The organism is Hymenobacter sp. AT01-02 (genome assembly GCF_000961955.2).
Classification (GTDB): Bacteria; Bacteroidota; Bacteroidia; order Cytophagales; family Hymenobacteraceae; genus Hymenobacter; species Hymenobacter mucosus.
Genome location: NZ_JZIR02000069.1, coordinates 21,222 through 27,676, shown reverse-complemented (window position 1 = coordinate 27,676; position 6,455 = coordinate 21,222). Strand labels below are relative to the sequence as shown.

Here is a 6,455-nt window from a genome sequence, read left to right as displayed (position 1 = left end):
GTAGGCGCACCTAGTTGTATCTCGGAATTATTGTCCCTTTGGGTCATTTCATTGCCACTAGCAAAAGCATATCTACATATTGTATATGTTTGATGTCATTATGTCATATGTATTTTTCTTTTAAAAAGGACGTTTTTACACTTTAAATCAGCTTTTATTGTCCTTATTGAATGTATCTGGTTGTGCTAATTTTCAATAATGATGACATAAAGGCATATACTTGAAGCATAAGGAAGGTTGGTACAGAATTTATAGATATGGGGTGTGCCTGCTAGGGCACGGTTGATTACTTAACCACTCCAAACTCTACTTTACACCATGGCCACGCTGCTGTATAACAACCTTCCTTCTCTTCGTCCTTCACGCGCTTTCAACTCTGTGCTCAATGAAATGCTGCGTGATACGCTACCCTCACAAAAAGCTCCGGCTGATAGCTTCCTGCCACAAGCCGATATCGTAGAATCGCCAGAGGGCTTCGAGCTACACTTGATGCTGCCCGGCGTAGCGAAGGGAAATGTGAAAATTGATTTTCAAGACGGTAAGCTGACCGTGAGCGGTGAGCGGAAAGCACCGGAGGTAATTGAAAACGGCCCCCGCTTCCGCCGTGTAGAATCCGGGTACGGTACCTTCTCACGCACGTTCCAACTCCCTGAAACCGTAGATGTAACGTCTATTGAGGCTCAGCTAGTTGATGGCGTGCTACGTCTTAACTTGCCCTTCGACAGCAAGAAGGTAACCAAGCACCAGATTGAGGTGCGCTAAGCGCCAATATTTCTGCAAAAAAGGCATCCATCCGGGTGCCTTTTTTCTTGGTACGCGTGTTGTATAGATACCGTATACAGGAGTGGTGGCAGAGGAGCTAGCCCAATAGAATCAGAAAATTCTACCAACGGGTTACTTTCATCCACCAACGGGCATGCAACTGAATACGCCTTGCGGATATCTTGCGTTAGTAAGACCTAGGCTCATGCATTGCTCATGATTCTGTAGTATTTTCAAACCAGACTTCTTCCTTATCACACCTCTTTTCTAATACCCATGCAAGCAAAACAAATGATGCTCGGCCTGCTCGGTTCCGCCATTCTCGGTGGTGGCGTAGCGGTAGGTGGGTACAAGCTGCTCGAGCCAGAGCGTGGTACTGCTCCTCAAGCTGTTGCGGCTGACCCCAATGTGCGTTATACCAGTGAACTGCGCAGCAGCACGTACACGGTGCCCGAAGGCCTGAACTTTACGGCTGCTGCGGCATCAGTAACGCCTGCTGTTGTGCACGTAATGACCGAGTATGCGCCCAGAATGAACGAAAGCAGCGCGGCCCGGATGGACCCTTTCCTGCGCCAGTTCTTCGGGGACGATCTTGAGCAATACCATGGCCGCTCGCAAGGCCCGCAGCAGGGCTCCGGCTCGGGCGTTATCATTGCTGCCAATGGCTACATCGTCACGAATAACCACGTGATTGACAAGGCCGATAAAATTGAAGTTGTTCTCGACGACAAGCGCAAGTATAAGGCTGAGCTAGTAGGCACTGACCCCAATACCGATTTGGCTTTGCTGAAAGTGAAGGCTGATAACTTGCCCTTCGTGCGGTACGGCAACTCCGACAACGTGAAGATTGGCGAGTGGGTGTTGGCTGTAGGCAACCCCTTCAACCTGAATTCTACCGTAACGGCTGGTATCATCTCGGCCAAAGGACGTAACATCAACATCCTGCGGGATCGGGAAGGAATGGGCGTAGAGTCGTTCCTGCAAACCGACGCCGTGGTAAACCCTGGTAACTCGGGTGGCGCCCTGGTAAACCTCAACGGTGACCTAATCGGCATCAACTCGGCTATTGCTTCTCAAACAGGCTCGTTCGTGGGCTACTCGTTTGCGGTGCCTTCCAGCATTGTGAGCAAGGTAGTAGACGACTTGCTAAAGTATAAAGTGGTGCAGCGGGCTCTGCTAGGTGTGCGCATCCGGGAAGTAGATGCTCAGCTTGCCTCGGAAAAGAAGCTAAACACTCTGAATGGCGTGTACGTGATGGGTCTCGACAAGAATACATCGGCTGCTGATGCTGGTATTCAGGAGGGCGACGTTATCACGGAAATCAATGGTGTGAAGGTGAATACCTCTTCTCAGTTGCAGGAGCAAGTAGCCCGCTTCCGTCCTGGCGACAAGATTAAAGTGACCTACTTGCGTGGTAGCGACAGCCGCACTACGACGGCCACGCTGCGCAACTCCACGGGGACCACCGACATCATTCGGGAGGAAGTGGCCTCGACGGTGAAGTACGAAGGAGCTACGTTGGCCCCCGTGGCTCGTCAGGAGCTGCACAAGCTAGGTATTGAGGGAGGCGCTAAGATCAACAACATCAAGGACTCCAACTTCCGCCAGACGGGTATTGCTGATGGTTTCATCATCACCCGCATTGATAAAAACAAAGTGACAAAGCCTCAGGATGTACAACGGTATCTAGAGGCTGCCAAGGAAAACGAAGGTGCTCTAGTAGAAGGAGTGTATCCTGATGGCCGCAAAGCCTACTACCCAATTGGGCAATCTGAGTAATCTGGCTTTTGCTGCTCGTAAAAAAGGCCCTTCGCTACCATGGCGAAGGGCCTTTTTTCATGGGTTTGATTTGAGCAGTGTGCTTAGCTTAAAAGCCACTCCATGGCAGGACCTTCCTCAATGAAGAGGCGCAGTTGATAAGCCCGTTCTTCAGAGGTGCCATAGCGAATGTACTGCTGCTGCACTGAGTCCGACTCATAAATGGCTAAGCGCACCGGCGAGCAATGCACAGCAATCCGAAAAGGGGGGACTGCTACGTGAGCAACCTCAGGGTAAAATATGTGCGTCGACCACCAGCCAAACTCCGGATCAAGCTGGTCGCGTCGTCGCACATCCAGCAGCCACCGCCAGAGGCCGTGTTGTTGGGCCGCTGCCAGTAGGGCTGCGTAGTGACGCTGCAGCTGGGGCGTAGGCGCATCTTCGGCCCAACGCGCTATTAGAACGCCTAAATCGGGGCGCGGGGTAAGCGAAAAGCTGGAGTCGGACGACATGGTGGGAATGTCAGGGAGGGCTACTAATATACATGCCTGAGACAAAGAACTGGTACTACCGACTTCTAGAAAAGCCAGCCAGTTACTAGCAACCTAGCCAGCAGTTAGTCAGGGTAGGAGAAAGGTAGCTGTCCGGAGTAGCTCCATAACAGGCAAGAAGGGAATACCAGCACGGATTGGGGCGGAGTTGGCCCCGCCTGGCACAGGTTATCAGATCTGAGCCCAGCTAGCCCCGGCCTATTTTAGTAGCTTTGCTCAGATGGGTTTTCCATCCTCTTCTAGTGTTCCACCCAACCTCCATATACCCATGAAACTAGCTGCTGAAGAAGCTGCCGCTACCGGTACCGATGTACAGGAACATGACCACCACGGTATTCAGCAAGTATTGCAGGAACTAGGAGTAGAAGCCCGTAATGCTGCTTGGAGCACGGGCCTACGCTGGGGTAGCAGCACTGCCGAAAACGCCCGCCCCATTCACTCGCCTACCGATGGTCGCCTTATTGGCTTCGTAACCTTTGCTACAGCTGCCGACTATGACCAAGTAGTGAAAACGGCCCAAGAAGCATTCAAAGCTTGGCGCCTAGTACCCGCGCCCAAACGGGGCGACATTGTGCGACAAATCGGCAATAAGCTCCGCCAATACAAGGAGCCCCTGGGCAAGCTAGTGAGCTACGAGATGGGCAAAATTCTGCAAGAAGGCCTGGGCGAAGTACAGGAGATGATTGACATCTGCGACTTTGCTGTGGGGCTCTCGCGCCAGCTCACGGGCTATACCATGCACTCGGAGCGGCCCGCCCACCGCATGTATGAGCAGTACCACCCCCTGGGCGTGGTAGGCATTATCTCCGCCTTCAACTTTCCAGTGGCCGTGTGGAGTTGGAACGCCATGTTGGCTGCTGTGTGCGGCGACGTGTGCATTTGGAAGCCCTCCGAGAAAACTCCGCTGGTGGCCGTAGCCGTGCAGCACATTCTGAAGGAAGTACTACTGGAGAATGATCTGCCGGAAGGAATCTTCAACCTAGTTATTGGTGATGCCGAGATTGGCGCCGCAATGGCTGCCGATGCGCGCGTGCCGTTGGTGTCAGCTACGGGTAGCACCCGCATGGGCAAGAAGGTGGGCGAGGTAGTGGGTGGCCGCTTGGGTCGTGCACTGCTGGAACTAGGCGGCAACAATGCCATCATCCTTACCGAGCACGCCGACCTGGACATGGCCATGCGTGCCGTGGTGTTTGGTGCCGTGGGTACGGCTGGGCAGCGCTGCACCACCACGCGCCGCCTCATCATTCACGAGAGCATTTTTGAGGATGTAAAAGCGCGCCTATTGAAAATTTACCCCAACCTGCCCATCGGTCATCCCCTTCAGGAGGGTAACCTGGTAGGCCCCCTTATCGACAAAGCGGCGGTAGAAGGCTTTACGAAAGCCCTGGAAGCAGTGCAACAAGAAGGGGGGACCTTACTTACGGGCGGCGAAGTGCTGGAAGGCGCTGGCTACGAAACCGGTACGTACGTGAAGCCCGCGCTGGTAGAAGCCCGCAACGAGTACCACACGGTGCAGGAAGAAACCTTCGCACCCATTCTCTATCTCATCAAATACAGCGGTGGGGTAGAAGAGGCCATTGCCGTGCAAAACGGAGTGCGGCAAGGTTTGTCGTCGAGCATTTTCTCTCTGAACATGCGCGAAACAGAAACCTACCTCAGCCACGCCGGCTCCGACTGTGGTATTGCCAACGTGAATATTGGTACGAGTGGGGCAGAAATTGGCGGAGCTTTCGGCGGTGAAAAAGAAACCGGTGGCGGCCGTGAGTCCGGCTCCGATGCTTGGCGCATTTATATGCGCCGCCAGACCAACACCATCAACTACAGCACCCAGTTGCCGCTGGCCCAGGGTATTAAGTTTGATGTCTGAGTAACGTACGCTGCTCTACAACACAACGGCCTACCTGGTACTACCGGGTAGGCCGTTTTCGTGCGGCAATTATTCATTGAGATAAGAGTTGAGGAGCGAATATTCCCGCGCCCTTACAACTACCGTCAGCTACTGTGTCGGATGTCGCCGTGCCCCTTATATAGCAGTACACCGTTGTAATAAAGCACATAGTACAGCCGGTACAGTTCATTGGGGCGCAGACCAATTTTTGTGTAGTCTAGGCTATACGTCAGGGCATCGGAAAAGTCGCTTGGGCCTAGCCGCAGCAACACCTGATACTTTCGGTCTACTAGTACGGCGCTCAGAGAATACTTCACAGCCGGACTTCCGTAGCTTCTTTCAAGTTGCAATAGCCAATTTGCCTGGCCCGTTAGGGCCGGATTGGGATATGCGTAAGTATAAGAAACACGTGTTGGCTGTTGCGCCCCATTTAGATCAAATGCTAGGTCCGGAAATAGCGCCCGCTCTTGTTCATTCCAAGTGGCATCCGAGGTCCAGTCGGTTGGATCTTGTGAACCGGCCACTCGGCCGTCGGCGGCGCGTAGGGAAATGCCGGCGCCAGCACCAAAGTCAATAGTGGGGGAAGAGTCTTTCTTTTTGCAAGAAACTAAGTACCAAAGAACTATTAGAAAAGCTAGATTCTTCATGATTGGGAGCAAACAATAGAATAGGCATGATAACTGCCGCAAAATACATTGTGGGTTTGTTAGGCACAAAGCAGTTAGCAGTGCAACCTTACTAGCTTGCTTCTGTCCTTCACCTGCTTACTACATAGCACCCGCCGTTTTTAGCCCGGAAAGTTGGATATTTACGATTCACCTATTTCCGAATCTCCGCCAACCCAGACGCAACCTATGGAGGCCTTCGCATATACTGACATCAACGCCCCGCTAGTCGAGCGGTGCCGCTTAGGCGACCGACGGGCCCAGGCTGAGATTTACAAGCGCTATTCCAAAGCCATGTTCAACGCCTCCTTGCGAATCACCGGCGACTATGCCGAGGCGGAGGACGTGCTACAGGAGTCTTTTCTAAGCGCCTTTCGGGAACTACATAGCTACAAAGGCGATTCTTCGTTTGGCTCCTGGCTTAAGCGCATCGTTATCAACAAGAGCATCAACTGCCTGCGCAATCGGCGTTTGCAACTGGTACCCTTAGCCGACCAGCACGATGCTGCCGACCATGACGACACCCACCAATCCTTAGACCCCGAGGACCTTTCCTGGCGAGCCGATGTAGTGCGGCGTTGCGTGCAGGAACTCCCCGACGGCTACCGCGTAGTGCTAAGCCTCTACCTCTTGGAAGGCTACGACCACGCTGAGATTGCCAGTATTTTACATATCACCGAATCCACCTCAAAGTCGCAGTACAGCCGGGCCCGCCGCAAACTATTGGAATTGGCCCGCCAGCACGGCCTCTAATTACGTACTCGACCTGACCCCATAGTGCTATTCTGTTGGCTGCCTGCACCGCCCACCCCCAACTTGACGGTGCGGCCA

Annotated in this window: 6 protein-coding genes; 4 read left to right on the top strand and 2 right to left on the bottom strand. The window is 53.2% G+C overall.

Features of this window, described 5'->3' with window-relative positions; genetic code table 11:
• The first annotated feature begins 318 nt into the window (after positions 1 to 318).
• Together VI25_RS17940 and VI25_RS17935 are read left to right on the top strand one after the other, a co-directional pair.
• On the top strand, positions 319 to 762 hold the full coding sequence (locus VI25_RS17940; protein WP_045688308.1) for an Hsp20/alpha crystallin family protein: 444 nt from the start codon (positions 319 to 321) through the stop codon (positions 760 to 762).
• A gap of 276 nt (positions 763 to 1,038) precedes the next feature.
• A complete protein-coding gene (locus VI25_RS17935; RefSeq protein WP_045688307.1) occupies positions 1,039 to 2,541 on the top strand; it encodes a Do family serine endopeptidase in 1,503 nt (500 codons plus the stop codon).
• Between the two features lie 83 nt (positions 2,542 to 2,624).
• Here VI25_RS17935 and VI25_RS17930 read toward each other — a convergent pair whose 3' ends face one another.
• Positions 2,625 to 3,032: a hypothetical protein gene (locus VI25_RS17930; RefSeq protein WP_045688306.1), complete on the bottom strand. Its 408-nt coding sequence runs from the start codon at positions 3,030 to 3,032 to the stop codon at positions 2,625 to 2,627.
• Positions 3,033 to 3,339: 307 nt separating this feature from the next.
• On the opposite strand from VI25_RS17930, the gene VI25_RS17925 reads away from it, so the two are divergent.
• Positions 3,340 to 4,938 carry an aldehyde dehydrogenase family protein gene (locus tag VI25_RS17925; protein WP_082455658.1) on the top strand — a complete coding sequence of 533 codons (1,599 nt, stop codon included), beginning with the start codon at positions 3,340 to 3,342 and terminating at the stop codon, positions 4,936 to 4,938.
• Between the two features lie 125 nt (positions 4,939 to 5,063).
• On the opposite strand, the gene VI25_RS17920 is transcribed toward VI25_RS17925, so the two are convergent.
• Positions 5,064 to 5,606 carry a hypothetical protein gene (locus tag VI25_RS17920; protein WP_045688305.1) on the bottom strand — a complete coding sequence of 181 codons (543 nt, stop codon included), beginning with the start codon at positions 5,604 to 5,606 and terminating at the stop codon, positions 5,064 to 5,066.
• A gap of 207 nt (positions 5,607 to 5,813) precedes the next feature.
• Here VI25_RS17920 and VI25_RS17915 point away from each other — a divergent pair, with 207 nt between their 5' ends.
• Positions 5,814 to 6,377: an RNA polymerase sigma factor gene (locus tag VI25_RS17915; protein ID WP_045688314.1), complete on the top strand. Its 564-nt coding sequence runs from the start codon at positions 5,814 to 5,816 to the stop codon at positions 6,375 to 6,377.
• The last annotated feature ends 78 nt before the right edge of the window (positions 6,378 to 6,455 follow it).